Source organism: Virgibacillus ihumii (assembly GCF_902726655.1).
GTDB lineage: Bacteria > Bacillota > Bacilli > Bacillales > Amphibacillaceae > Lentibacillus > Lentibacillus ihumii.
The window spans coordinates 3,157,438-3,181,584 of the sequence record NZ_CACVAN010000001.1 but is presented as its reverse complement, the minus strand read 5'-3'; the positions used below and the strand labels follow the sequence as shown (position 1 = coordinate 3,181,584).

Sequence of the window (24,147 nt, the reverse complement as noted above, 5' to 3'; positions counted from 1 at the left end):
GGTCACACGTGATTGAGTAGATAAGATATAATAAGGAGTAACATACACCCGGGGAGATTTAACATTGAAATTATTTCGTAAAGACATGATTGCCTGGATCTTAATTATTCTGTTCGTTGCCATTCTTTTCATCATATATGAACAAAAAAATGACCGCTATGTCAAACTTGACAAAAATCAGCCGGAAACGAAGCAACTTGATCCTGTTGTGGCTAAAAAAACCAGGCAGTTGGTACAAATGGCTGCCCGGAATGGCATTAATGTCGTCATCACAGATAAGGTTCGCACCAAAAAGGAACAAAACCAATTATATGCACAAGGAAGAACTACCGGCGGCAATATCGTAACGTATGCCAAAGGAGGCGAATCCTATCACAATTATGGACTGGCAGTGGATTATGCTTTAAAAAATGACAATGGCGAAATTATTTGGGATACAAACTATGACGGAAATAATAATGGACAAGCGGACTGGTTCGAGGTGGCCGATATGGCCAAAAAATTGGGATTTGAATGGGGTGGTGACTGGAGAAACCCTGATTACCCGCACCTGCAAATGGATTTTGGTCTAAGTATCAGGCAACTTCAGAATGGGCTGCGGCCAAAGCATAGAGACAAGAAGAATCAAACAGGATAATGGACACTTCCGAAATTATAGCTTATAATTATTTTGAATTCAAAATAATTTTTTCACCCGTCAGGAGGGTTACCAATGGAAATAAAAGGTATTCACCATGTATCAGCAATCACTGCAAACGCAAAAAATAATCATCATTTTTACACCGAAATTCTTGGAATGCGGCTTGTTAAAAAGACGGTTAATCAGGATGATACTTCTGTGTATCATCTGTTCTACGCTGATGAAGCGGGCAATCCAGGGACAGACTTTACCTTTTTTGAAATACCCAATGCCGGGCATACCTATCCCGGAAGCAGCAGTATTTCCACAACATCATTAAGGGTTCCGAATGACCAGGCGCTGGAATACTGGCTCCAACGATTACAGAAATACAGCGTTGAGCATGACGAAATAACAGAACAGTACGGACGAAAAATACTGCCATTTCGCGATCCTGAAGGGCAGCGTTTATCCTTTGTCTCGGATGAAAATAATCAAGGCGTCGCCGGCGGAAAAGCATGGAACAGGAGTCCGGTTTCTGTTGAAAAAGGAATTCATGGACTAGGCCCTGTAAAATTAACCGTCAAAGACCCGCAGCCAACGGAACAGGTTTTAACGGAACTGCTGACCTTTAAAAAAGCAGGTACCTATTCATCTGCATCAGACAGCAAGGATGACACACTTGTCTTTTCAACTGCAGAAGGTGGAACCGGCGCTGAAATTCACCTGGAAACCAATCCTGACTTACCCCGCGAACGTCCCGGCCGGGGAAGTGTCCACCATGTTGCCTTCCGCGTTCAGGATGAGGAAGAATTGGTCTTATGGGAAAACCGCATCCGAGAAGCACGCATCCCAAATTCAGGACTGGTAGATCGCTTTTACTTTAAATCGCTTTATTTCAGGGAACCGAATGGAATTCTTTTTGAGCTGGCGACGGATGGGCCGGGATTTGCAACCGATGAAGATATCAATCATCTTGGTGAGTCATTGGCACTGCCCCCGTTTTTTGAAAACCAGCGTGATGAAATTGAAGCAAAACTTAAGCCACTGGATACAACAAGACCGCACTCTTAATCGGTGCGGTCTTGCTCTATATTATCTTTCATTCGCTGTTCATCATCCGGCAGCGGGTCAATGGAATGTTTATAAGCGTATCCTTTGGAAATGGCGATTAACGTCATAACAAGAACTCCCAGGACAATTGCGATGCAAACTATCACATAGAAAATCATCCGTTAACCCCTTTACAAAATTCATCACTGTCATTTAATCGATACCAGCCCTTTTCCTCAAAAAAGGTATGAACGACTGGGCTTGTTGTTGTAATTTCAGCCATAATTTGTTCATAACCGCCGCGATCAGCCAGCCGCTCCACCTTGCTGTATAAATGCTCATCGAGACCTTTTTTAACATAACTCGCCTCAACCGTCAGCTTGTTAATGTGAACTTGTTTTGATTCCTTATCCAATTCAAACAGAATGAATGCACGGACTGCCCCACTCTCCTCAATGACATAAAGCCTTTCTAAATTTCCCGCAAGTATATTTTCAATCGTGACTTCGCTGACAGGCTGCTCCTTTTTATGCAAGTGAACATTCCCTTCACCCTCAGCCAATGTATTAATTGCATTAATATCAGTTTTTTTCATTTCACGTATCTTGTACATCTGATTATATCCTTTCATATGGTTTGATAATTCCATGAACTGCATCTAAATATGGCACAGCCACGCCCTTATCTTTTGCCAGCCGAATTGCTCCGCCATGCAGATGATCCACCTCCAGCGACAGTTCCTTGCGCCGGTCCTGATGCATGGAGGACGTTGCTTCCGGATCCAGCTTCAGCAGTGTTTTTCGCGTTCCCTCAATCTCCGCATCAGATACCTCAACACCATATTCCGCCGCCAACTGCTGCATTTCGAGAAGTATGCGCTCAGCTATCCGGAAAGTGTCCGGTTTTTCCCGGATCGGACCAATTGGCAAATCAGCTGCTGTAGTTATTCCTGAAAATGCGTTAATAAAGGTATATTTTTTCCACAACTCATGTAAGATCGAATCACTATTAACAGCTTCCAAATCTGTTTTTCCACAGAGCTGTTCTAAACGACTGCATATTTCCTTTTGCGAATCATGCAGCATTCCGAAAATAATACGGTGAACGTTGCTTGAATGAATAACATGCCCGGAATCATCTAATGTCGCCATAATAAAAGACAATCCGCCAAGTACGGCTTCGTCTCCCAGTTCCTTTTGCAACACAGAAAAATGTTCCATGCCATTTAATACAGGCAGGACATATGCTCCTTTTTCCGTTAATATCCTCAAATCATCGATTGTATTTTTTAGATGGTAGCCTTTAACACTTACAAATACAAGCTCAGGATTTTCAATATGATGTGCATCTGTCACAACTTTTGGCTCACTGTTTTTGTAATCACCCATTGTACTTGAAATGTTCAATCCATTCTGCCGCAGCTGTTCTGCCCTTCTTTCGCGAACAAGATATGTAATATCCGCACCAGCCTCTTCCCACCGTGATCCAAAATAACCACCTAATGCCCCTGCACCTAAAACGGTTATCTGCATACATTCCCCTCCATTTATTCGGTATTAAATTCAATAGTAGCCTGCTGAAGCTTATTTGTCCATGAAACAATTCGGATAATTACAGCAATTAATGAGAAAATTAAAGCTTAAAACATTATAAACAAGTATATATTGGCATGTTTGAGATTTATTGGTCTCATGAGCAAATTTGAAGTGAAATTCCAAATTATCTAAAAATATACTGTTTGAATGAGTAGGCCAAAATCTATACTATTATAGTATGACTGTTAGAAAGAATTTCCCCGTCAATTTACTCTTTATTTATGCTCGGGGTCTTGCCCAGGGTTAAAGCTATCCATTTTCTAGTCATAAAGTCTTAAGAGAAACAAAATTAAGAGGAGGTCATTTAGAAAATGAAAAAATTATTAGCAGTTGCGGTTGTTTGTTTTTCGCTTGTACTGCTGGCAGCCTGCGGGTCAGGTTCTGAAGAAGGATCCGGCAGCGGCAGTGACGGCGGCGAAAGCAAACTAGCTAAGCTTAAAGAATCAGGCACAGTTACGGTAGGTTTTGCCAATGAAGAACCATATGCATACCAGGAAAACGGTGAGTTGAAAGGTGCTGCAGTGGACATTGCACAGGCAGCATTTAAAGAGATGGGGATTGAAAACGTTAAAAGTAAATTGGCAGATTTCAGTCAGCTGATTCCAGGTTTGAATGCCGGAAAATTTGACGTAATCACAGCAGGAATGGCAATTAACCCGGACCGCTGTAAAAATGCTGATTTCGCTGAACCATCCATGATGTATGGGGAAGGATTAGTCGTACAAAAAGGAAATCCAATGGACCTGCACAGTTATAAAGACATCGCTGAAAAAGGTGCATCAGTTTCCATCATGCAGGGAGCAACTGAAATTGAGTACGTACAAAAAATGGGCGTAAAAGAAAGCCAGATTCAAACAGCTGCTGATATACCGGCAACTTTTTCTGCTGTAGCATCGGGGCGTGCAGATGCGACAACAGGTACAGAAATGACGGTTAAAATGGCTCTGGAATCTTCCGGAAATGATAAACTGATGTTCGTGGAGGACTTCAAACAGCCTGAAATTGAAGGTATTCCAAGCTATGGTGCAGCTGCTTTCCATAAAGATGCCGATGAACTGCGTAAAGCTTATAATGAAGCATTGGCTAAATTGAAAGAAAACGGAACAGTTAAAGAGTTACTCGAAAAGAATGGCTTCAGTGCTGAAAACAACTCTGTTCCGGAAGACATCACTGCTGAAGGAGTTTGCAGCGGCGAACAATACTAGATTTACAACTCGAAGATCATTGACAACGACTCCATAGGGTCCGGCTCCCTCACCCAGGGGGTCTGACCCTTTCATTTTGTTTTAAGAAATGTACACATAACTCAATGTATCCATGATCAAATTTTTAAAATCCACCTCTAAAATTGTACAAGGTGTATAAACCGAATACTATTTTAATAAAGTAATAGTAAACACTAAAGGAGTGATTATCATCGATGCAATAGCAGAAATTTTTCCCGTCCTGCTAAAAGGGGTAGAAATTACTGTCAAGGTTCTGCTTGCTTCAATCGTTCTGGGATATCTGATGGCATTTATTTCCGGGTTTTGTAAGCTCTCACGTAATGTTATCATAAGAAAATTTACAAGCTTTTATGTTGAAGTTTTTCGTGGCACCTCACTGATCGTACAATTATTCTGGTTTTACTATGCATTGCCAATCTTATTCGGCTGGGAAATCGGAAGCAACTTCTGGGCTGGCGTTCTGGCCATAGCGCTAAACTATGGTGCATACATGTCTGAAATCGTCCGCTCATCCATTTTGTCTGTTGCTGAAGGACAATATGAAGCTTCAACAGCACTCAATATGTCAAGATTTCAACGGATGCGGCTGATCATTTTTCCACAGGCTGTAAGGATGATGCTGCCGGAATTTGGTAACTATCTTATTCTGATGCTAAAGTCGACATCACTAGTTTCATTGATTGGTATGACAGATATTTTATACTACGGAGATATTTTACGCAGTTCGAACCTGGATCAGGCACCAACTGTATATTTCCTTGTGCTCGTATTCTACTTTATCCTTGCACTTCCATTCATCTGGCTGACCAAGAAAATGGAAGCTGCATCCAAGAAAGGGGTGGCTAGTTCATGAGCGGTGGTTTAAGTAACTGGAGCTGGGAAACATTTTTTGACGCTTTCCCAATTATTTTGGAAGGTCTCGGTATTACCGTTTTACTGACCATTGCATGTTACCTTTGTGCACTAATAGTTGGGTTCTTCTGGACAGCCGTCAAAAGACTTCCGATAGCTGCAATCAGACTTCCATTACTTGGAATAATGGAATTTATCCGTTCCACGCCACCATTGGTACAGCTCTTTTTCATTTACTATGCATGGCCAATGGTCCCTGTTGTCGGAATGGCACTTGATCCATTTACAAGCGCAGTGCTCGGTCTGGGTATTCACTACAGCACATACATTGGCGAAGTATACCGATCCGGAATTGATGGAGTGCCGAATGGCCAGTGGGAGGCTGCAACAGCGCTTAACTATTCTAGAAGGAAGAAGTGGACCAAAATCATTCTTCCACAAGCAATTCCGCCAACCATTCCGATGCTTGGAAACTACTTAATTATTATGTTTAAGGAAGTTCCATTGGCATCGACAATTGGTTTCCTTGGAATTCTGGCATTGGCCAACGATTACGGTGCACAACACTGGAGATACCTGGAACCACTTACTATCGTGGCAATCCTGTTCCTTGTGCTGAGTTACCCTTCAGCACTACTGGTCAATAAACTGGAGAAGAAATTTAACAGACGGCTTGATAAAAATGCTGTAACGGAAAGCAAAGCAAATTAAGAGAAAAGGGAGACGTGATGGAATGTCTGAACCTATAGTAAGATACCAGGATGTACACAAATCATTCGGCGATACTGAAGTACTCAAAGGTATCGATTTGGATATAAAACCAGCTGAAAAGGTTGCCGTTATCGGTCCAAGTGGATCTGGTAAAACAACCATTATCCGAATGCTGATGACTCTGGAAGAGCCAACGTCAGGTGACATCATTGTAGACGGTACAAATCTATGGCATATGGAAAAAAACGGATCGATGGTACCTGCCAATGAAAAACACTTACGACAAGTACGCGGTGATATCGGCATGGTTTTTCAGCACTTTAATCTATTTCCGCATATGTCCATTCTTGAAAACTGTATGACCGCACCAATCAACGTACAAAAAGTGGAAAAACAAGATGCCAAGAAGCGTTCGATTGAAATGCTGGAAAAGGTTGGTCTTGGTGACAAGCTCGATAGTTACCCTGACCAGCTTTCGGGCGGACAGAAACAGCGTGTGGCGATGGCCCGGGCACTGGTTATGCGTCCAAAAATCATGCTTTTCGACGAAGTAACTTCCGCATTGGACCCTGAGCTTGTGGGGGAAGTTCTAGAAGTTATCCGTGGCATCGCACAAGAAGGTGAAATGGCAATGGTACTGGTTACCCATGAAATGGAATTCGCCCGTGACATTGCCGACCGCATCCTTTTCCTTGATAATGGCGTTATTGCTGAGCAGGGACCGCCAATGGAGGTATTGGAAAACTCCACAAACGAACGGCTGCAAAGCTTCCTGCACAGATTCAGAACTTAATATGACTAGAAAAACTTTTGCATTCGCTCCGTCTTATAGCGAGTGCCAAAGTTTAGTTGCACCTATGCAATAAGGAAATTTTTAACTTATTTAACCATTAAAAAAAGCTGGCTCATTGGGTCAGCTTTTTTAATAGATATTTTCTAATCTACATTAATTATATTCTTTACTTATTAATCTTCCCTTATAAAAAGGAGTACATCTCCACGGACTACTTTGTCACCAACTTTTACACTTAGTGTCTCGACTATTCCACTTGCACCAGTCAGAACTTGCTTTACCTTTCCCCGCTCTTCCCGAATCAATACTAACAATTGCTGATCGCTGACTTTTTCTCCTGTTTTCACCTCAATACTTTTCACATTTCCTTTAACCGGGCTAGTAATAATTTGTCCGTGACCCCAGCGCGTAGGGAATACTTCATACTCCAACATTAGATTCAGCCCCTTTATTCATGGATAAAATTCTCATAAAGTTAGTATCTGTTAATAACTCCCCTTCAACCATAAACCTTTTCCTGTAATCCCGTTTTTAACTAGTTTATTACTATTTTGCCTTGTATATAAAATCTCCTATTTTGAATTTACTGTATATTACTAATTATAAGTTTCCGAATCATTCAAAGCAATATATAATTTAGATTAAATTAATCTGTTTTTGATATGAATTCCAATATGAAGGAAGAAATATTAAATTAAAGCGGACTCGAATTAGCTGTCCTGCCTTATATTACGGTTGAGAGTGCCATTATTTCTCCTCAAAAAACCACTCAGGCCTGCTTGTCTCGGAACTGCTATATAAAGATAGTCACTGCACAATAAACGAGCAGCAAACACATTACGACCCGGAACGATTTGTCATGTTTTGCAAAAACCCTTTTGAACATTGAGCCGAAACCAGACCATAAAAGCAATGCTGACCACCCCAAAATAATAGTTAACGTCAAATAAAATCCAATTGATTTCATGGAATTACTGAATGGTAAAATAAATGCGCTCATCACAGTTAGAAAGAACAAAATGCTTTTCACATTGATAATCTGAATAATAAAACCTGGCAGGAAAGAAGATTTCACATTCGTGGAATCTTTTTTTGAATCTTTTGCAAACCCTACTTGCCATGCCAGATAAAGCAAATATGCTGCACCGGCAATTTTAAAAAATGGTTCGAAAACAGGTATCCAATTGTAAAGTCCTGTCGTCAATATCCCACTCAAAATCCCCAGAACTGCAAAGCCCGATAAAATACCGCTGCTAAACCTCCACACTCCAGTAAATCCAAATCGCCTCGACTCATTCATCATTAAGATGTTACTCGGACCAGGCGTTATTGATGTAATAATGACATATGAAAGAAATGCTACTAAATTCATATTTTCACCTTCAATTCCAATTTACTTCCGTCCAATAGTTATTGTATAATACAAATATCTATTAATAAAATTGAAATTATAAAAAGTATTATCATTTTTTTCGATATACCTTACATGAGGAGGATTGTTATGGAAATCAGACATCTTATCACGTTTCAAACCATTGTGGAAATCGGAAGTTATACCGGGGCTGCTTCAAAGTTAGGTTATACGCAATCCACGATAACCTCTCATATTCAGGCACTTGAACAGGAAATCGACGGGGAATTATTCACCTATGTAAAAAGAAATTTGCAGCTCACCCGTCTGGGACGGGAATTAATACCTCTAGCGGAAGATTTACTTTCGACGCATGCTCAGATCCAAAATATGCAAAGCGCCCATGAAGTTAAAGGAACCTTAAGAGTGGCTGCGCCCGAATCTTTAACTATCTCGAAATTAAGTCCAATCATACGGGAATATTCCCTAAAATATCCTCAAGTTAAATTAATATTAACCAATGGTACTTGCGGGCAGAACCAAACTGACCTGCTTAGCGGACGGGTAGATGTTGCTTTAATGGTTTACCCGGAAATAAACCTGGAAAAATGCATTCATTACTCATTGGGTGAAGAAAAAATCGTCCTTGTGGGAAGCAATGATGGTCCGGATCATTTCGATGAATATAAAAAAAGCAGCACCAGCCCATTTTTCATTACAAACGAAGAAGGCTGCAGTTATCGTACCATGTTCGAAAGACATCTTCTCAAGCACAACATTCACGACTTCCAAACGATGGAATTATGCAGTATTGAAGCAATCAAACAAACGGTCATGAGTGGACTTGGATTTGCTGTCCTGCCTTATATAACCGTTGAAAATGAGGTGAAAAACGGTAAATTAAAAATCCTATCTCATTCTGAGCAACTCGACCCGATATATTCTCATATGTTAATTAAAAAGAAAAAATGGCTGCAACCGTCTGTGGAAGCTTTTGCTGAACTTGTTCTCCATTCCATGAGTGAGTTTGATTTGCCGACTGCAGTCAAGCATTAACAATTTATATTTTAAAATCACATCCGAATACGATGTGATTTTTTCATTATCATCAGGACACCGAATGCCGGGGTAATCTCCATCTGAAATGTACCGACAACATTCTCAACGTAACGATTACAACAAACAAGGCACCTGTCATCCAAGGTCCCTGAATAAAGCCAATTCCAATCATTAAACCGCCCAGTGTTGCCCAAAGCGCATAAATTTCTTCACGAAAAATCATCGGCTTTCTTCCGGCAAAAACATCCCGGGTCATGCCTCCGCCACATCCTGTCAAGGTTGCCGCAACGAGTACGGCACTTAATGGTGCACCAATTTGAACCGCGCTCATCGCCCCTTGTATCGCAAATGAAGCCAGACCCATCGCGTCAAATAGAATACCCCACTTATCCCATTTCTGCACCCAATCATTCGGTAAAATAAATATAATAATATTCGTTGTAAAAACGGCAACGAATAAATCTCCCTGTGTCCAAATGGTTTCTATTGGTATGCCGATTAAGAGATTTCGAATCGTACTTCCCCCAAATGCGGTTGTGAATCCCAGCACTTGGACACCTAATATGTCATAATCCTCTCTCATCGCAATAATGGCACCACTAATAGCAAAAGCTAATGTACCTATAATATTCAGAACATCCCATGTCATCAATGCTTATCTTCCTTTATTCATATAAAAGTAAGGCGTTATAGTTTAACAAGCTTTTTCCAATTATTATTTTATTTTTATTAAGAGCATGTAGCAAACTTTACGGGTTGTATCAATATTCCGTTTTAATCCAGTTGAACTGCTTTATGCTGCCCAAGTGGAAATTAATTAAATATCTGGATCCCGGATAATGAAAACCCATGTTTTTTTACTGTTTTTTCATTCTACAGACAAGGTCTCCCTGTTATGCATGAACGTTGGTTAAGCTGTTTCAATTGAGAATGGTTATTGAATTAGCTAAAATATAGCAGTTGACAGCATGAAGACAGAGGAGGCTGATTTAATGCTCAAAACGTATTGGTGGCTGACATTCTGTGTAACGGTCTGGGGAAGCAATTTTGTATTTGGGAAAATCCTGACAGACTATTTTTCCCCGGCTGTTTTAACATCATTAAGGTTATTGTTTATCATCTTTTTTCTGATTCTATTCGTTTTATTTAAACATGGACTCGAAAAAATTTCTCTTCGTGATTGGGCCTGGATTCTCCTACTCGGTGTTGTAGGCGTATTCATTAATCAGTGGACGTTTTTTGAAGGACTTGTCACGGCAGATTCCACAACTTCAGCACTCATTCTGGCCACAGCCCCTATTTTGACAGGCATTCTGGCAGCAATATTTTTAAAGGAAAAGTTTACATCACGCATGCTTCTGGGTTCCGTGATTGCCATCATCGGCATTTATTTTGTCGTGACGAAAGGTGGCGCTGCACTGCATTTTGAGCCCGGTCTGTTATGGATTGTCGGTACGATGGTGTCGTTTGCCATTCTGATTATTATCACCCGGATATTGTCACAGCGTATAAGTCCTATTGTCACAACATTATATTCAAATATCATCGGATTTGCTGTGTCGGTGCCGGTTATTTTTGTTGCGGACGATCCGGTCGAATTGGGAGCAAACTGGCAGCCGTGGGGACTCCTGATTGTAACGGCTGTTGTTGTCCATGGTATCGCAACACTGGTCTGGAATCATCATATCCGCTATGCGGATGCATCGAAAGCTTCTATATTATCAAATCTGGAACCGTTCATTGCGATGATAATGGGCGTTATCCTACTGCAAAAAACAATTACGGGGCATGAAATAATTGGTTCGCTTTTTATTGTAGGTGGGGTCATATTTGCTACTTACCAACGTCGGAAGTGGAAATGGAACCGCCAAATACCGCAACATTAATGGGCCGAAAAAATCCCCCTCTTACCTCAAGAAGGGGATTCATTTACCTGTATACTGAAAAAGCCTTGCATCGGCCTTTCTTATGCTTTTTTTTCCTCCACCAGATCATCGCCAATTATTTTCACCTCACGTTCAAGTCTGACGCCAAACTTATCTTTGACCGTATCCTGAACAAAATGAATGAGTCCGATGTATTCATCCGCTGTTGCCTCATCCCGGTTCACAATAAATCCAGCATGTTTCAGGGAGACTTGAGCACCACCCAGTTGTTTGCCCTGAAGTCCGCTGTCCTGGATCAGCTTTCCGGCAAAATAGCCGGGCGGACGTTTAAACACACTGCCACAGGACGGATATTCCAGCGGCTGTTTTGACTCACGCTTAAATGTCAGGTCATCCATGATGGCTTTAATTTCATCATATTCCCCATTCTTCATGGAAAAGGTTGCTTCCAGCACAATATATCCGTTGTCAGGAATATTACTGGATCGATATTCCAGATCCAGATCATCAGCTGAAAGATTCAGGAGATTGCCTTCCTTGTCAACAACAAGCGTACTTTCCAGCACATCCTTAATCTCACCGCCGTAAGCACCGGCGTTCATAAATAACGCCCCGCCGACAGAACCGGGAATACCACAGGCAAATTCCAGACCGGCCAATGATTTTGACAGTGCGTGTCTCGATGCATCAATGATTCTGGCACCGCTCTGTGCCACAAGCACGGTTCCGTCCGTTGAAATATCCGTTAACCGTTTTAAATTCAAAACAATTCCCCGGATACCGCCATCCTTGACAATAAGATTAGATCCATTTCCAAGCAATGTAAACGGCAAAGCCACCTTGTTGGATAACTTTACAATTTCCTGCACTTGTTCATATGTCTCCGGGGTAACGAAAAAATCCGCTTTCCCGCCCAAATGTGTATACGTATGATTTTTCAAGTGTTCATCAACCATCACATTATCCACTGATGTAATTTCGGTTAGTTGATCGTACACATGATGATAATTAACCACTAAAATCAATCCTTTTATAAATAATCAAATCATTTGCTGCCGGCCGCCAGAAACGAATAAACTAATATATCAACCATTGCACTTTCATGTAATCCGCTGTGACCTAGCGACTTATTTTCAATTATTTTCTCCGTTAACTGATCCTCATTTACAACCTTTCGTATGGCATGCACGCTTTCCGGCAGTGCTACAATATCACCGGTACTTCCGATGCTTAACACCTTGAGTGAATCAGGAATGATCTCTTTGTTAGCCCGCATCAGTTTCAAAGCACCGGAACCTGGCTTCAAATCGACTGTTGCCGGGTCTCGATTTAGTTGAAAGTACTCCTTACTGTATATGCCATCAAATGGACTTCCGATTGTAACGAGTTTATGGACACGCGGGTATACAGCCGTATCCTGATACGTCTGAACATATTTCATGGAAACAAGTCCGCCCATGGAATGCCCGACCAAATTGACCGTATCAATCCGGTAGACACGCTTCATATGCGCTAATACTTTTGCCAGCCATTTGGACGTATCCGCAATACTCGCCCGATTATTTTCAAAAATAACCTGCACAAACGCCGATTCATTCTTTCCTTTGTTAAGATTATAAACATTAAGATGCCCTGATGAAGACACATGGTAAACAATTGCCTTATTCCCCCAACCATACTCATTTTCGAATCTGTTCAACAAATTGCCGAACGAATTGACTGTACCTTTGTATCCGTGCACAAACACAGTTGGGTATTTTATATTATTTTCCGATTCAGCTGATTTCCGTACATCCGTCATCAAAAATACAAGAATGAAAAAAGAAAATAAACCTGCTGCAATTATAATATGCTGCTTCTTCAAAAAACTGCCCCCGCTAACTTGTTGTTTATCTTTCCGCCTTATATAACGTTTTCTGCTTTAAAATAAACCATGTAAAAAAGGCTCCGATCCCCGCCAGCAATAGTTTAACCGAAAGTAACGGAATGATAAATACAATGGAACAGCCCATGGTTATCCAAAGAAAAGTTACTCCCATTATTTTTGCTTTTAAAGGAATCCCTTTGCCCTGTCTGTAATTTTCTATATAGGAACCAAAATATTTATTCGTAATCAACCATACATACAATCGTCTGGAGCTTCTGACATAGCAAGCTGCAGCCAGCAGCAACAACGGTGTAGTGGGCAGCAGTGGCAGTATAATGCCTATAAGACCCAATACCAATGAAATAGATCCGGCAATGACTAATAAAAATTTTGTTACGCCTTTCATGTTTACACCAGCTAATATTAAATATTCTATCTTTATTATACCATTCTGCCTCTTTTCATGCCTTATAAATACAGAAAAATTGTGTCCGTTTTTTAACGTGCTGTTAAAGTTTGCTGAGCTTGTAAAACTCCGGCACTCCTTCATTAAAAGTTGTTAAATACGTAAAGCCAATCTGTTTAAGCAGTTCAATTGAGTCATGGAAATCATAAGCAACGGTTGAGGCCACATGTGAATCAGACCCAAGCGTTATGATCTCTCCTCCGCACTCTTTGTACAGTTTCAAAATATCCACACTTGGCATGCCGTGCTTCATACCATACCGTTTTCCAGATGTATTCAGTTCAATCCCCTTCCCCGCCGGAATAATCTCGCGGAATATTTCACGAATGATTTCATGAAAATTTTCAGTGCTTTGATGCTGCAAATATCGTTTTACCAAATCAATATGACCCAGGATACTAAACCTTGAAAAATGCTTAATACAGGTTAGCAGCTCATTATAATATGCCTCACACGACTTTTCAGCAGATCTGCCCTCAAAGAAACTTCCGGAGTGGAGATCTTTCCCTTCAGCGCTGTGCATGGAACAGATAATAAAATCAAACTGATGGTTCTCCAACAAATTATTGTACCTTTTCAGCAAATGCGGCTGCAGTCCGATTTCCACCCCTTTTTTTATCCGGATTCGATCTTTATATGAAGCCTGCATCTCACGAATTTTTCTGTCATAGGCTTTTAGGTCAAACTCAAACACAATTGATTCATCCGGATAATCATAATCAATATGCTCCGTAAAACATATCTCCTTCAGCCCAATTTCCATTGCTTTTTCAATCGTCTGTTCCATCGGCGTTTCACAGTCTGCCGAGAAGTTACTGTGAATGTGATAATCAAACATTACAATTCATCCTTTCCGGTTGACAAGAATTCTGTTAAATTATAGAATACTATATAACTTTAATTAAATAAAGCGATAAAGTAGTAAAGTGAATGAAAGGAGTAAATTTCCTTGCAGCAATATTTATTGGATAGTTCTAAAGATACCGGTGCGGAGGATTTTCAAGTTCGGAATCGCACCATATCCGCTTTAAAAAAACGTTTTTTCACATATGGATACAGACAGGTACAAACGTCAGTTTTTGAAGATTACGATTTATACGCGGCAATAGCCGGCACCATTCATAAAGACGACATGATAAAAGTGGTGGACAATTCCGGAAAAGTTCTTGTCATGCGGCCGGATATGACCATCCCCATTACCCGGATGGCCGCTGCAGAAAATAAGAAGGTAAACAACTCACGGCTGTTCTATGTACAGGACGTATTTCGTCAGTCTTTTGAGCAAATAGACCGAAAAGAAGTCACACAAGCCGGGGTTGAGTGTTTTGGGGAAAGCACAGCCGAAAATGATGCGGAAATTATTGCGCTTGCAATCCAATCCCTGAAGGATCTCGGTTTCGACTCCTTTAAACTGGAAGTCGGCCATGCCGGTTTTTTCAAAGCTCTTATTAATGAATTAAATTTACCAAATGGAAAAAAAGAGCAAATCAAGACACTTATTCAATCTAAAAATGTTGCCGAATTGGAGGGTTTACTTGCTGACCTTTCAGCTGAAAAGGAAATAGTTGCAGCTGTCAGGGCAATTCCCATGCTTTATGGTGATCCGATAACGGTAATCAATCAAGCAGATAAACTTGTTTTAAATGAAACAATGAAACGGACACTGCAAAAACTGCAGAATGTTTATGAACTGTTGGAAGCATATGGACTGACAGACTATATTGTATTCGATCTTGGATTAATCAATAACATGAATTACTATACTGGCGTTATCTTTCAGGGATTTGTACAAAATCTTGGTAAGCCGGTGCTTATGGGTGGGAGATATGACCATCTTGCCAGGAATTTCAACGCTGACATGCCGGCTATCGGATTTGCCTGTGACGTTGACAGCCTGCTGCAGGCAATATACAAACAGGGAAAACCAGGAAAGTCTCCTGTCACAGACAGTATTTTGATAGTTTACGAGAAGAGTCGACAGAAAGATGCAATGGCAGCAGCAAATGACTTAAGGGATTCCGGATATTCTGTTATTTCCTCCTTATCAGGCAAGGAGGAAACTGCCGATGTCCAGATCAGATTCCATACAGAAGAAAATCTGCTGATTATGAATGAGACGAAAACAGCTTTCACCAACATTTCAGAACTGTTGCAGCTCATCGAGAAAGGAATGAAAAACACCACATGGATTCAATCACTATAGCACTTGCCAAAGGACGAACTGCCGAGAGCACAATCAACCTGCTGGAAAATGCCGGAATCCATTTTCCTGATTTCGACCCGAAAAGCAGAAAACTGATTTTTCATACCGATGATCAAACTGTAAGCCTGATTTGTGTCAAAGCTGTTGATGTTCCAACATATGTGGAAAACGGGGCCGCTGATATTGGTGTAGCAGGAAAGGACACAATTTTGGAATCGCAGGCAGATGTTTATGAACTTCTTGATCTTAAAATTGGTGAGTGCCGCTTTGCAGTTGCCGGAAAACCGGAAACATCATTGACTGATACACATCAGATAAGCGTTGCCACAAAATATCCGAATGTGGCAAGGAATCATTTCCTGAAAAAAGGAATAACAGCAGAGACCATTAAACTGAACGGATCAGTTGAACTTGCACCGTTAATCGGATTGGCGGATGTCATTGTTGACATCGTCGAAACCGGCACAACATTACGAGAAAATGGACTGGAGGTAATCGAAGAAATAGAACCCATCAGCACACGGCTGATTGTTAATAAAGCAAGTTTTACGACAAGGTCTCAAGCAACACATGACCTTATCCATAAATTACAAACGGTAATGGGGTGAGAAAATGAAAATAATGACAGTGGGACAGTTCAGAGAGGAAAAAAATTCATTGTCAGGTATTCCTGACAACAGCGCTGAAATAGATAAAACAGTGCTGGATATTATTCAAGACGTCCGGGATTCAGGCGATGCAGCATTATTTCGTTACACGGCAGAGTTTGACGGAGTGGACCTGGAGCAATTAGCCGTGTCACCGGAAGAGTTTACAGAAGCAAGATCAGCAGTCAGTGATTCCTTGATGACTGCACTGAAACAAGCGCAGGAAAACATTGCCGCCTTTCACAAAAATCAAAAGGAAAAGTCATGGTTCACCAATCGCGCGGATGGCGTAATACTCGGACAGCAAGTTACCCCATTGGAAAATGCCGGCATATACGTGCCCGGCGGGAAAGCCGCCTACCCGTCGACAGTGCTGATGAATGTCATTCCAGCAAAACTGGCTGGCGTCGGGAAAATATGTATCACCACACCACCGGATTCAGATGGAAAAATAAGCCCAGAAGTATTGATGGCCGCAAAACTTACCGGTGTTGATGAGGTATATAAACTGGGTGGTGCACAAGCAATTGCTGCATTGGCTTATGGAACGGAATCAGTTGAAAAGGTTGCCAAGATTGTCGGACCCGGAAATGCATTCGTTGCACGCGCAAAAAAGTGGGTTTACGGAGATGTTGCTATCGATATGATTGCAGGACCAAGTGAAATTTGTGTTGTCGCTGACGAAACCGCACAGCCTGAATTTGCCGCCGCAGATCTTTTATCACAGGCTGAGCATGATGAACAGGCACGAGCCATCTGTATTACTGTAAGCCAGGCACTTGCGGAAAAGATCAGCAAATCCGTATCACACCAGACCGGACAACTTGAGCGAAAGGAAATCATTCAAAAATCACTTGACGCAAACGGAAAAATTATACTTGCGAATAACCTTTCCGAGGCATTTGACGTTGTGAACGAGATAGCCCCTGAGCACCTGCAGCTGATGATTGAAAATCCTGGTGAAAAACTCGGAATGGTTCAGAACGCGGGGGCCATTTTTCTGGGGAACTATGCACCTGAACCATTGGGCGATTATTTTGCCGGACCGAACCATACGCTCCCGACCAGCGGAACTGCTGTATTTTCATCGCCGCTGGGTGTATATGACTTTGTTAAAAAATCAAGCATTATTCAATACTCCAGACAGGCACTGCATAAAGCCTCCGACAGTATTATTACCCTGGCAAACGCAGAAGGACTGACTGCACATGCCAATTCGATTCAAGTAAGAAAGGATGTCAACGATGCGTAAACAGTCTATTCAACGAAGTACAAGCGAAACAGCAATTAAACTGACTTTTTCCATCGATGGAACCGGTACAGCCACGGTAGACACCGGTGTCGGATTTCTGGATCATATGCTGATTTTAATGAGCCGGCACGGACTTTTTGATATAGAACTTACCTGCAACGGCGACTTGGAGGTCGATCAGCATCACACAGTGGAAGATATCGGTATTGTGCTCGGGCAGACATTTAACGAAGCATTAGGTGATAAAAAAGCTATTAACCGGTATGCGACAGTAACCACGCCGATGGATGAATCCCTGTCAACGGTTTCGGTTGATATCAGCGGGCGGTCGTATTTTGTTTATCATGTGGAGGGACTCAAAGATAAGGTCGGCACGTTTGATACTGAGCTGGTTGAGGAATTTTTCCAAGCATTTGCCAGCAATGCGCAACTGACACTTCATATCAATCTTGCTTACGGTTCAAATACACATCATATAATTGAGTCCATTTTTAAAGGCTTTGGCAGGGCGCTCGATCAGGCAAGCTTTCAGAATTCTAGGATTGAAGGGGTTCCTTCGACGAAAGGGACTTTGTAATGCATCATTGCGAGGGGCACAATAGGATCGGGGTTCGCACGTTTGAGCGCGACTTCGCACGTTTGGGCGATGAGTTCGCACGTTTGACACCGGTTTGGTGGATGGAAGTGTTTTTTATAAAAAAAGTCAATGTTATTTGAGTAAAGGAGACAAAAACCATGATCGCAATCATCGATTACGGTGCGGGGAATATCAAAAGTCTGCAATTTGCCTGTCAGCGGGTTGGTCTTGATACTTGCCTGACAACCGATATCCAAACAATTAAAAAATCTGCGGCAATTATCCTCCCCGGTGTTGGAGCATTTAAAGATGCCATGGATGCACTTTACAGACACAATTTAGTCAATACACTAATCGAGGAAGCGTCAGCCGGGAAACCTCTTTTGGGAATTTGCCTTGGCATGCAGCTGTTTTACGAACAAAGCTTTGAAAATGGCAGCTGGCAAGGTTTGGGACTGCTAAAAGGCAATGTCAGCCGTTTGCCGGATTCGGTAAAAGTGCCGCATATGGGATGGAATACGCTAAAGCACCATCAAAAAAACGCTCTTTTGAACGGGATTGACCAGGAAGCATATGTTTATTTTGTTCATTCCTATGCAGTAACAGATGATCAAAAGAGAGATCTGATCAGCAGTTCCGAGTACGGTGGAACAGTTCCAGCTATTGTTCAGTCCAAAAACATCACAGGCATGCAGTTCCACCCAGAAAAGAGCGGTGAAACCGGACTGCAGCTGTTAAAAAATTTCGGGGAGATGGTTTCATGATAATATTTCCGGCAATCGACATCAAAAATGGAAAATGTGTCCGCCTGAGACAGGGGGACTATAGTCAGGTAAAGGTCTATAACGATTCTCCTGTGGAAGCTTCATTGGATTGGCAGCAAAAAAGGGCAGCCTATCTGCATGTTGTTGACCTTGATGGCGCCAAATCAGGCAATTCCACCAATCTTGATACGATTAAACAAATAGCCGAAGAAACGTCCATTCCTGTTCAGGTTGGCGGCGGAATCCGGTCACTGGAGCGCATTCACGAATATGTGCGTGCTGGAATTGACCGCGTCATTCTTGGTACTGCTGCGATTACCGATAAAACCCTGCTGAAGGAAGCGGTAGCTGAGTACGGATCAAAAATTGCTGTCTCCATCGATGCCAGAAATGGATACGCAGCAACGGACGGCTGGACGGAAACAACCGATGTTAAGGCGGTTGACCTCGTTAAAGAACTTGAGGAAATTGGTGTTCAAACCATCGTGTATACAGATATCCTGAAAGATGGCATGCTGAAAGGACCCAATTTTAAAGAACTACAGAGAATTGACACGGCAACGTCTATGAATGTCATCGCTTCGGGTGGGATTACCACAGAAGCTGATATCACCCTGTTGCGGGAGATGGATCTGTACGGTGCCATTATCGGCAAGGCGCTTTATGATGGGACACTTGACTTTACGTCTGTAGCGGATGGTGATGTAAATGCTCGCTAAGCGAATCGTGCCCTGCCTCGATGTCGATAAAGGAAGGGTTGTTAAAGGGCGTAAATTCAAGAATATTAAGGACGTTGCAGACCCAGTTGAACTTGCCAAAAAGTATAACCAAGCTGGTGCTGATGAACTTGTTTTTTATGATATAACTGCTTCCAATGAAGAACGCGATATTTTTCTCGATGTAGTAGAAAATGTTGCAGCTGAAATCGCCATCCCCTTTTCAGTTGGTGGTGGAATCCGATCGGTCGATGATATTCATCGGACATTAAGGGCCGGTGCGGATAAAGTATCCATTAACAGTGCAGCAGTTAAAAACCCGCAGATTCTGACTGACGCTGCGATGAAGTTCGGCAGTCAGTGTGTTGTTCTGTCCATTGATGCAAAAGCAACCGAACAAGAAGATTGGCAAGTATTTATAAATGGCGGAAGGACGAATACTGAAATCGATGCAATTGAATGGGCAATAGATGGAGAAAAACGTGGTGCCGGCGAAATCGTCATTAATGCCATCGACACAGACGGGGAAAAAAACGGCTATAACCTGGAACTGACCAGGGCAATTGCGAATAGCGTCAACATCCCGGTTATCGCCAGCGGTGGCGCCGGTACGATGGAGCATTTCTCAAAGGTACTGAATTCAGGTGGAGCTGATGCAGCCCTTGCAGCATCCGTATTCCATTATGGTGAGATTGATATAGCCAATTTGAAGGAATTTCTCAGCGAAAACGGCATTATGGTCAGGAGGGAAAAATAATGGAAAAAACTTTTAACCACCTTTCATTTGACGATAACGGACTAATACCGGCAATCATTCAGGATGCCAGGACAGGTGATGTTCTCACGCTTGCCTATATGAACGAAACGTCGTTGCAAAAGACTATCGATACCGGCGAAACCTGGTTCTTCAGCAGAAAACGCCAGAAACTTTGGAATAAAGGTGAAACGTCCGGTAATAAACAGCTTGTTAACAGCATTTCGTATGATTGCGATGCAGATACATTGCTGGTTCAGGTCAATCCTAAAGGACCGGCATGCCATACGGGCAAAACGTCCTGTTTTTATCAAACCCTTCTTTCAGATGAGACCTCTGCCCGCACCGTGGTTCATGATGTAGCAGGAAAAATCAAGGAACGGAGACAAAATCCAGTTGAAGGTTCCTACACCAACTACCTGTTTACTGAGGGAATTGATAAAATACTTAAAAAAGTCGGCGAAGAGAGCAGTGAAGTAATCATTGGCGCAAAAAATAACGATAAAGATGAAATCAAATGGGAAATCGCTGATCTGACGTACCACACGTTAGTGCTGATGGAACTGCTCGATGTATCAATCGATGATATTAAAGAGGTATTGTACAGCCGCCATATTGCAAAGGAAAATAGCTATGACGAGTAAATTCTGGAGTGAGACTGTCAGGCGCACGGAGCCATATGTACCAGGAGAACAACTTGACCTGCCTGATTTGCTGAAACTGAATACAAATGAGAACCCTTATCCGCCCTCGCCTGCCGTACTTGAGGCAATTCAACGGGAATTGAATCGAAAACTGCAGCTTTACCCCTCACCAACTGTTGATGGACTGCGCCGGAAAATTGGCGGCTATTATAAATTAGACAGCAGGAACGTGTTTGTTGGGAACGGGTCGGATGAAGTACTGGCATTTTCCTTCATGGCGTTTTTTAACAGCTCGGAAACTATTCGATTTCCAGCTGTTTCCTACAGTTTTTATCCGGTATATGCAAAGCTGTTTAACATTCCATATGAAGAAGTATCATTAAACCGGGACTTTACCATCCAGGCAGAATGTTTTTTCCAGTCTGAGGGCGGTGTTATTTTCCCAAATCCGAATGCACCAACGGGGATTTACCTTGAATTGGAGGCAATTCGGGATATTTTGGACAGTAATCCGGACCAGGTCGTCATCATTGATGAAGCCTACGTGGATTTCGCCGGTGAATCAGCTGCCTCTTTGGTGAATATGTACGATAACTTACTCGTGGTGCAGACTATGTCCAAGTCACGATCACTTGCTGGACTACGTATTGGGTTCGCATTGGGTTCCCCTGATTTAATTGAGGCACTGAACCGGATAAAAGATTCATTCAACTCTTATACATTGGACCGCTTGGCGATAGCCGGTGCAGAAGCGGCCATTTTGGATTCGGAATATTTTCGCAAAACAATAGAAAAAATTGTCCGGACAAGGGAATGGACAGCGGAAGAACTAAAAAAGCGCGGGTTCCACGTACTGCCTTCAAGTGCTAACTTTGTATTTGTCAGCCACTATAAACATACAGCTGAGCAAATGTACACAAAGCTTAAAGAACAGCACATTTTAATCAGACACTTTAAAAAAACAGGAATCAATAATTACCTTCGTATCACGATAGGAACAGATGAACAAATGCAGCAATTGCTGAATCAACTGGATAAAATGGAGTAAAAAATGGCAGCCACCCTAGCCAATAGGGCGGCTGCCATTCATTTAATTAGGGCTGACGGTTGTTCACGCTGGAACGCAAGCGCAGCCCTCTGTCATGTTCTTAAATCATTTCTTTAATTTCAGCTTTATCTTTCAGGCTTTTTACTTTAGCCTGCAGTTTTTGATTCTCTTTTTGACTTTGCATCTGTTTCTTTAAGCGATCCTTTATTTTTTCAAATTTTGGAACGTTCTTTTGTTGTTTCTTAATTTTTTCATACTGATCTTTTACTTCTTTGTCCGAAACCTTTGTACCTGAGAGCTCCTGATCAATATATTTCTGCAGTGTCATTTCGAATGCCAACTGCTCTTTATATACATCTTCTGTCAGATGATAGCGGTCAAGAATTTTAGAGAATTGGTCTTTATTTTGAGCTTTTGTTTTATCGAATCTTTTTTGTACTTTTTCTTCAGAAATGTTAATTCCGTTTTTCTTCGCATCCTGCTTCAGAAGTTCCTGCTGGATAAGAATATCAAGTGTCTGCTGTTTTAACTTCTTGGTGTTGCTTACATCTTGACCGTATTGATGCATCATAATCTTCGTCTGCGCGTACATTGCATTGTATTCTTTACCATTAACTTTATTATCATTTACCTTTAAAACCACTTTATCTTTTTTAACTTTTTCCTCATCCGTTATTTCCACATTTTGCTTAGCTGCCTGTTCTGATTGCTGTGATTGCTTTTCTGATTGCTTATCTCCCTGCTTGTCTTCACTAGCAGAATCATCTCCACAAGCACCTAAAACTACTGCTATACTCAATGCCAGGAAAAGCATTATGAACTTTTTCATCAAAGAATTCCCTCATTTCATGTGATTGTCCTTTTATTCAAACATACTCAAGCGTAAGATGGCAAGTACTTTGAAAACAGTCTAACCTCCCTCCAGGTTGTCCCGGCGCGCTTCAAGCCTTATCATTACATTTCATTTACATTTCATTCCAAATTTCTGCCGTAAAAATCCCTCCGTAACGGGAGTTTTCCGGGATGTGAATCTTGATATATTTTGCTGTTCTCCTGATATATTTTTTCCCATTCAAAAAGGACAACCACTGATGGATTGCCCGAGTCTATACTTATTATTTATTTCAAACTTGCAGCAATTTCATTCACCATTTCCTGGACGGATACTAAACCACCGCCTGACAGATACCAGTAGTCCGGATTCAGATAAACAATATTATCATTTTTATAGGCATTTGTTTTCTTGGTAAGCTCATTTTCCACTAATTGTTGCGCGGATGAATCACTGCCGACAACTGCTCCGCGGTCAATAACGTACAGAATATCCGGGTTTTGTTCGACTACATATTCAAATGAAACGTTCATGCCATGCGTTGAAACTTCAATTCCTTCGTCAGCTGCCGGCACACCGAATACATCATGAATCATACCAAACCGTGAATTCGGTCCATACGCGCTGATTTTATCATCATTAGCCAGAATGATCAGTGTCTCTTTATCCATATTGGATGCTTTCTCCTTTAAATCTGCTATGGATTTTTCAATTTTCTTCATTTCCTGATCAATTTTATCCTGCTTATCAAATATTTTTCCGATTGTTGCCAGGTTTTCTTTAAATGAATCCATATAACGGGTGGTGTCTACTCCCAAATAAATCGTTGGTGCAAGCTCCTGTAACTGATCATACAAAGAAGATTGTCTGCCGGAAATGATAATCAAATCCGGATTAATTTGAGCCAGCTTGTCAAAATCCGGTTCTTTTAAACTTCCCACATTTTCATAATCATCACCTTCATATTTTGACAGGTAATCCGGCATACTTCCATGTGGAACACCTGTCACTTCAATTCCAAGTTTATCAAGCGTATCAAGTGTGCCGTAATCAAACACAACTACTTTTTCCGGATTTTTCGGTACTTCCGTTTCACCCAGTTCATGTTTTACTGTAATCGTTTCTGCACTTCCATTTGATTTATCCCCGCCGCTTGCATCGGTACTTCCACAAGCAGCCATGAAGACAACCATTGAGACTATAACAGATAATAATAAAACCTTTTTCATTAA

Annotated in this window: 29 protein-coding genes; 17 read left to right on the top strand and 12 right to left on the bottom strand. The window is 41.6% G+C overall.

Annotation, left to right across the window (positions count from 1 at the left end):
- The first annotated feature begins 64 nt into the window (after window positions 1-64).
- Entirely contained in the window at window positions 65-637 is a 573-nt protein-coding gene (locus HUX68_RS15600; protein ID WP_246206701.1) for a M15 family metallopeptidase, read from the top strand.
- Between the two features lie 75 nt (window positions 638-712).
- On the top strand, window positions 713-1,693 hold the full coding sequence (locus HUX68_RS15595; protein WP_174615675.1) for a ring-cleaving dioxygenase: 981 nt from the start codon (window positions 713-715) through the stop codon (window positions 1,691-1,693).
- Here the strand turns inward: HUX68_RS15595 and ytzI are convergent.
- The 3 genes from ytzI to HUX68_RS15580 are packed head-to-tail and all read right to left on the bottom strand — an operon-like array spanning window position 1,690 to window position 3,204.
- On the bottom strand, window positions 1,690-1,851 hold the full coding sequence (gene ytzI, locus HUX68_RS15590) for a YtzI protein (protein ID WP_174615674.1): 162 nt from the start codon (window positions 1,849-1,851) through the stop codon (window positions 1,690-1,692). The genes HUX68_RS15595 and ytzI overlap by 4 nt on opposite strands.
- Window positions 1,848-2,285, bottom strand: a complete 438-nt coding sequence (locus HUX68_RS15585) for a GNAT family N-acetyltransferase (RefSeq protein WP_174615673.1) — start codon at window positions 2,283-2,285, stop codon at window positions 1,848-1,850. The genes ytzI and HUX68_RS15585 overlap by 4 nt, the downstream gene beginning before the upstream one ends.
- 4 nt (window positions 2,286-2,289) lie before the next feature.
- Window positions 2,290-3,204, bottom strand: coding sequence for a ketopantoate reductase family protein (locus HUX68_RS15580; RefSeq protein WP_174615672.1), 915 nt, complete (start codon window positions 3,202-3,204; stop codon window positions 2,290-2,292).
- 374 nt (window positions 3,205-3,578) lie between these two features.
- On the opposite strand from HUX68_RS15580, the gene ehuB reads away from it, so the two are divergent.
- From ehuB to ehuA, 4 genes are all read left to right on the top strand, one after another.
- Complete coding sequence (gene ehuB / locus HUX68_RS15575) at window positions 3,579-4,472, top strand: ectoine/hydroxyectoine ABC transporter substrate-binding protein EhuB (protein ID WP_174615671.1); 894 nt, start codon at window positions 3,579-3,581, stop codon at window positions 4,470-4,472.
- Window positions 4,473-4,683: 211 nt separating this feature from the next.
- A complete protein-coding gene (locus tag HUX68_RS15570) occupies window positions 4,684-5,346 on the top strand; it encodes an amino acid ABC transporter permease (protein WP_174616490.1) in 663 nt (220 codons plus the stop codon).
- Window positions 5,343-6,056, top strand: coding sequence for an ectoine/hydroxyectoine ABC transporter permease subunit EhuD (ehuD, locus tag HUX68_RS15565; protein ID WP_174615670.1), 714 nt, complete (start codon window positions 5,343-5,345; stop codon window positions 6,054-6,056). The genes HUX68_RS15570 and ehuD overlap by 4 nt, the downstream gene beginning before the upstream one ends.
- A 22-nt stretch (window positions 6,057-6,078) precedes the next feature.
- Window positions 6,079-6,849: an ectoine/hydroxyectoine ABC transporter ATP-binding protein EhuA gene (gene ehuA, locus HUX68_RS15560; RefSeq protein WP_281355761.1), complete on the top strand. Its 771-nt coding sequence runs from the start codon at window positions 6,079-6,081 to the stop codon at window positions 6,847-6,849.
- 173 nt (window positions 6,850-7,022) lie between these two features.
- On the opposite strand, the gene HUX68_RS15555 is transcribed toward ehuA, so the two are convergent.
- Window positions 7,023-7,283: a biotin/lipoyl attachment domain-containing protein gene (locus HUX68_RS15555; RefSeq protein ID WP_174615669.1), complete on the bottom strand. Its 261-nt coding sequence runs from the start codon at window positions 7,281-7,283 to the stop codon at window positions 7,023-7,025.
- Window positions 7,284-7,642: 359 nt separating this feature from the next.
- Window positions 7,643-8,221, bottom strand: a complete 579-nt coding sequence (locus tag HUX68_RS15550; protein WP_174615668.1) for a LysE family translocator — start codon at window positions 8,219-8,221, stop codon at window positions 7,643-7,645.
- A gap of 129 nt (window positions 8,222-8,350) precedes the next feature.
- On the opposite strand from HUX68_RS15550, the gene HUX68_RS15545 reads away from it, so the two are divergent.
- Window positions 8,351-9,256: a LysR family transcriptional regulator gene (locus HUX68_RS15545; protein ID WP_174615667.1), complete on the top strand. Its 906-nt coding sequence runs from the start codon at window positions 8,351-8,353 to the stop codon at window positions 9,254-9,256.
- A gap of 52 nt (window positions 9,257-9,308) precedes the next feature.
- Here HUX68_RS15545 and HUX68_RS15540 read toward each other — a convergent pair whose 3' ends face one another.
- Window positions 9,309-9,908, bottom strand: a complete 600-nt coding sequence (locus HUX68_RS15540) for a trimeric intracellular cation channel family protein (protein WP_174616488.1) — start codon at window positions 9,906-9,908, stop codon at window positions 9,309-9,311.
- A gap of 319 nt (window positions 9,909-10,227) precedes the next feature.
- Here HUX68_RS15540 and HUX68_RS15535 point away from each other — a divergent pair, with 319 nt between their 5' ends.
- A complete protein-coding gene (locus HUX68_RS15535; RefSeq protein ID WP_246206700.1) occupies window positions 10,228-11,145 on the top strand; it encodes a DMT family transporter in 918 nt (305 codons plus the stop codon).
- Window positions 11,146-11,225: 80 nt separating this feature from the next.
- Here the strand turns inward: HUX68_RS15535 and murB are convergent, their stop codons facing one another.
- From murB to HUX68_RS15515, 4 genes are all read right to left on the bottom strand, one after another.
- Window positions 11,226-12,101: a UDP-N-acetylmuramate dehydrogenase gene (murB, locus tag HUX68_RS15530; RefSeq protein ID WP_425509544.1), complete on the bottom strand. Its 876-nt coding sequence runs from the start codon at window positions 12,099-12,101 to the stop codon at window positions 11,226-11,228.
- 89 nt (window positions 12,102-12,190) lie between these two features.
- Window positions 12,191-13,009, bottom strand: coding sequence for an alpha/beta fold hydrolase (locus tag HUX68_RS15525; RefSeq protein ID WP_246206699.1), 819 nt, complete (start codon window positions 13,007-13,009; stop codon window positions 12,191-12,193).
- 25 nt (window positions 13,010-13,034) lie between these two features.
- Window positions 13,035-13,418 carry a YbaN family protein gene (locus tag HUX68_RS15520; RefSeq protein ID WP_174615665.1) on the bottom strand — a complete coding sequence of 128 codons (384 nt, stop codon included), beginning with the start codon at window positions 13,416-13,418 and terminating at the stop codon, window positions 13,035-13,037.
- Between the two features lie 103 nt (window positions 13,419-13,521).
- Window positions 13,522-14,316, bottom strand: a complete 795-nt coding sequence (locus HUX68_RS15515) for a histidinol-phosphatase HisJ family protein (protein WP_174615664.1) — start codon at window positions 14,314-14,316, stop codon at window positions 13,522-13,524.
- A gap of 111 nt (window positions 14,317-14,427) precedes the next feature.
- Here HUX68_RS15515 and hisZ point away from each other — a divergent pair, with 111 nt between their 5' ends.
- The 9 genes from hisZ to hisC all read left to right on the top strand — a co-directional run bounded on the left by hisZ (window position 14,428) and on the right by hisC (window position 22,083).
- Complete coding sequence (gene hisZ, locus HUX68_RS15510; protein WP_174615663.1) at window positions 14,428-15,681, top strand: ATP phosphoribosyltransferase regulatory subunit; 1,254 nt, start codon at window positions 14,428-14,430, stop codon at window positions 15,679-15,681.
- On the top strand, window positions 15,663-16,289 hold the full coding sequence (gene hisG, locus HUX68_RS15505; RefSeq protein WP_174615662.1) for an ATP phosphoribosyltransferase: 627 nt from the start codon (window positions 15,663-15,665) through the stop codon (window positions 16,287-16,289). Before hisZ ends, hisG begins: the two co-directional genes overlap by 19 nt.
- Window positions 16,290-16,293: 4 nt before the next feature.
- The gene (gene hisD / locus HUX68_RS15500) at window positions 16,294-17,580 is read left to right on the top strand and encodes a histidinol dehydrogenase (protein WP_174615661.1); all 1,287 of its coding nucleotides are present in this window, start codon (window positions 16,294-16,296) and stop codon (window positions 17,578-17,580) included.
- Window positions 17,573-18,157, top strand: coding sequence for an imidazoleglycerol-phosphate dehydratase HisB (hisB, locus tag HUX68_RS15495; protein ID WP_174615660.1), 585 nt, complete (start codon window positions 17,573-17,575; stop codon window positions 18,155-18,157). Before hisD ends, hisB begins: the two co-directional genes overlap by 8 nt.
- A 158-nt stretch (window positions 18,158-18,315) precedes the next feature.
- Window positions 18,316-18,921 (top strand): imidazole glycerol phosphate synthase subunit HisH, encoded by a 606-nt coding sequence (gene hisH, locus HUX68_RS15490; RefSeq protein ID WP_174615659.1) that lies wholly within the window; start codon window positions 18,316-18,318, stop codon window positions 18,919-18,921.
- On the top strand, window positions 18,918-19,640 hold the full coding sequence (gene hisA, locus HUX68_RS15485) for a 1-(5-phosphoribosyl)-5-[(5-phosphoribosylamino)methylideneamino]imidazole-4-carboxamide isomerase (protein WP_174615658.1): 723 nt from the start codon (window positions 18,918-18,920) through the stop codon (window positions 19,638-19,640). Before hisH ends, hisA begins: the two co-directional genes overlap by 4 nt.
- Window positions 19,630-20,394, top strand: a complete 765-nt coding sequence (hisF, locus tag HUX68_RS15480) for an imidazole glycerol phosphate synthase subunit HisF (protein ID WP_174615657.1) — start codon at window positions 19,630-19,632, stop codon at window positions 20,392-20,394. Before hisA ends, hisF begins: the two co-directional genes overlap by 11 nt.
- Complete coding sequence (gene hisIE / locus HUX68_RS15475; RefSeq protein ID WP_174615656.1) at window positions 20,394-21,035, top strand: bifunctional phosphoribosyl-AMP cyclohydrolase/phosphoribosyl-ATP diphosphatase HisIE; 642 nt, start codon at window positions 20,394-20,396, stop codon at window positions 21,033-21,035. Before hisF ends, hisIE begins: the two co-directional genes overlap by 1 nt.
- Window positions 21,025-22,083, top strand: a complete 1,059-nt coding sequence (gene hisC, locus HUX68_RS15470; RefSeq protein WP_174615655.1) for a histidinol-phosphate transaminase — start codon at window positions 21,025-21,027, stop codon at window positions 22,081-22,083. The genes hisIE and hisC overlap by 11 nt, the downstream gene beginning before the upstream one ends.
- A gap of 100 nt (window positions 22,084-22,183) precedes the next feature.
- On the opposite strand, the gene HUX68_RS15465 is transcribed toward hisC, so the two are convergent.
- Together HUX68_RS15465 and HUX68_RS15460 are read right to left on the bottom strand one after the other, a co-directional pair.
- A complete protein-coding gene (locus tag HUX68_RS15465) occupies window positions 22,184-22,912 on the bottom strand; it encodes a SurA N-terminal domain-containing protein (protein ID WP_174615654.1) in 729 nt (242 codons plus the stop codon).
- 290 nt (window positions 22,913-23,202) lie between these two features.
- Entirely contained in the window at window positions 23,203-24,144 is a 942-nt protein-coding gene (locus HUX68_RS15460; protein ID WP_174615653.1) for a siderophore ABC transporter substrate-binding protein, read from the bottom strand.
- Between the last annotated feature and the right edge of the window lie 3 nt (window positions 24,145-24,147).

What these genes read in the sequence shown, in the direction of transcription:
- hisF (WP_174615657.1), top strand. Translation starts at nt 19,630, where the DNA reads ATGCTCGCTAAGCGAATCGTGCCCTGCCTCGATGTCGATAAAGGAAGG.
- HUX68_RS15580 (WP_174615672.1), bottom strand. Translation starts at nt 3,204, where the DNA reads ATGCAGATAACCGTTTTAGGTGCAGGGGCATTAGGTGGTTATTTTGGA.
- murB (WP_425509544.1), bottom strand. Translation starts at nt 12,101, where the DNA reads ATGGTTGATGAACACTTGAAAAATCATACGTATACACATTTGGGCGGG.
- HUX68_RS15535 (WP_246206700.1), top strand. Translation starts at nt 10,228, where the DNA reads ATGAAGACAGAGGAGGCTGATTTAATGCTCAAAACGTATTGGTGGCTG.
- HUX68_RS15520 (WP_174615665.1), bottom strand. Translation starts at nt 13,418, where the DNA reads ATGAAAGGCGTAACAAAATTTTTATTAGTCATTGCCGGATCTATTTCA.
- hisH (WP_174615659.1), top strand. Translation starts at nt 18,316, where the DNA reads ATGATCGCAATCATCGATTACGGTGCGGGGAATATCAAAAGTCTGCAA.
- hisG (WP_174615662.1), top strand. Translation starts at nt 15,663, where the DNA reads ATGGATTCAATCACTATAGCACTTGCCAAAGGACGAACTGCCGAGAGC.
- ehuD (WP_174615670.1), top strand. Translation starts at nt 5,343, where the DNA reads ATGAGCGGTGGTTTAAGTAACTGGAGCTGGGAAACATTTTTTGACGCT.
- HUX68_RS15595 (WP_174615675.1), top strand. Translation starts at nt 713, where the DNA reads ATGGAAATAAAAGGTATTCACCATGTATCAGCAATCACTGCAAACGCA.
- HUX68_RS15540 (WP_174616488.1), bottom strand. Translation starts at nt 9,908, where the DNA reads ATGACATGGGATGTTCTGAATATTATAGGTACATTAGCTTTTGCTATT.
- hisB (WP_174615660.1), top strand. Translation starts at nt 17,573, where the DNA reads ATGCGTAAACAGTCTATTCAACGAAGTACAAGCGAAACAGCAATTAAA.
- hisIE (WP_174615656.1), top strand. Translation starts at nt 20,394, where the DNA reads ATGGAAAAAACTTTTAACCACCTTTCATTTGACGATAACGGACTAATA.
- HUX68_RS15585 (WP_174615673.1), bottom strand. Translation starts at nt 2,285, where the DNA reads ATGTACAAGATACGTGAAATGAAAAAAACTGATATTAATGCAATTAAT.
- HUX68_RS15550 (WP_174615668.1), bottom strand. Translation starts at nt 8,221, where the DNA reads ATGAATTTAGTAGCATTTCTTTCATATGTCATTATTACATCAATAACG.
- ytzI (WP_174615674.1), bottom strand. Translation starts at nt 1,851, where the DNA reads ATGATTTTCTATGTGATAGTTTGCATCGCAATTGTCCTGGGAGTTCTT.
- hisD (WP_174615661.1), top strand. Translation starts at nt 16,294, where the DNA reads ATGAAAATAATGACAGTGGGACAGTTCAGAGAGGAAAAAAATTCATTG.
- HUX68_RS15465 (WP_174615654.1), bottom strand. Translation starts at nt 22,912, where the DNA reads ATGAAAAAGTTCATAATGCTTTTCCTGGCATTGAGTATAGCAGTAGTT.
- ehuB (WP_174615671.1), top strand. Translation starts at nt 3,579, where the DNA reads ATGAAAAAATTATTAGCAGTTGCGGTTGTTTGTTTTTCGCTTGTACTG.
- HUX68_RS15460 (WP_174615653.1), bottom strand. Translation starts at nt 24,144, where the DNA reads ATGAAAAAGGTTTTATTATTATCTGTTATAGTCTCAATGGTTGTCTTC.
- ehuA (WP_281355761.1), top strand. Translation starts at nt 6,079, where the DNA reads ATGTCTGAACCTATAGTAAGATACCAGGATGTACACAAATCATTCGGC.
- HUX68_RS15545 (WP_174615667.1), top strand. Translation starts at nt 8,351, where the DNA reads ATGGAAATCAGACATCTTATCACGTTTCAAACCATTGTGGAAATCGGA.
- hisA (WP_174615658.1), top strand. Translation starts at nt 18,918, where the DNA reads ATGATAATATTTCCGGCAATCGACATCAAAAATGGAAAATGTGTCCGC.
- hisC (WP_174615655.1), top strand. Translation starts at nt 21,025, where the DNA reads ATGACGAGTAAATTCTGGAGTGAGACTGTCAGGCGCACGGAGCCATAT.
- HUX68_RS15515 (WP_174615664.1), bottom strand. Translation starts at nt 14,316, where the DNA reads ATGTTTGATTATCACATTCACAGTAACTTCTCGGCAGACTGTGAAACG.
- HUX68_RS15555 (WP_174615669.1), bottom strand. Translation starts at nt 7,283, where the DNA reads ATGTTGGAGTATGAAGTATTCCCTACGCGCTGGGGTCACGGACAAATT.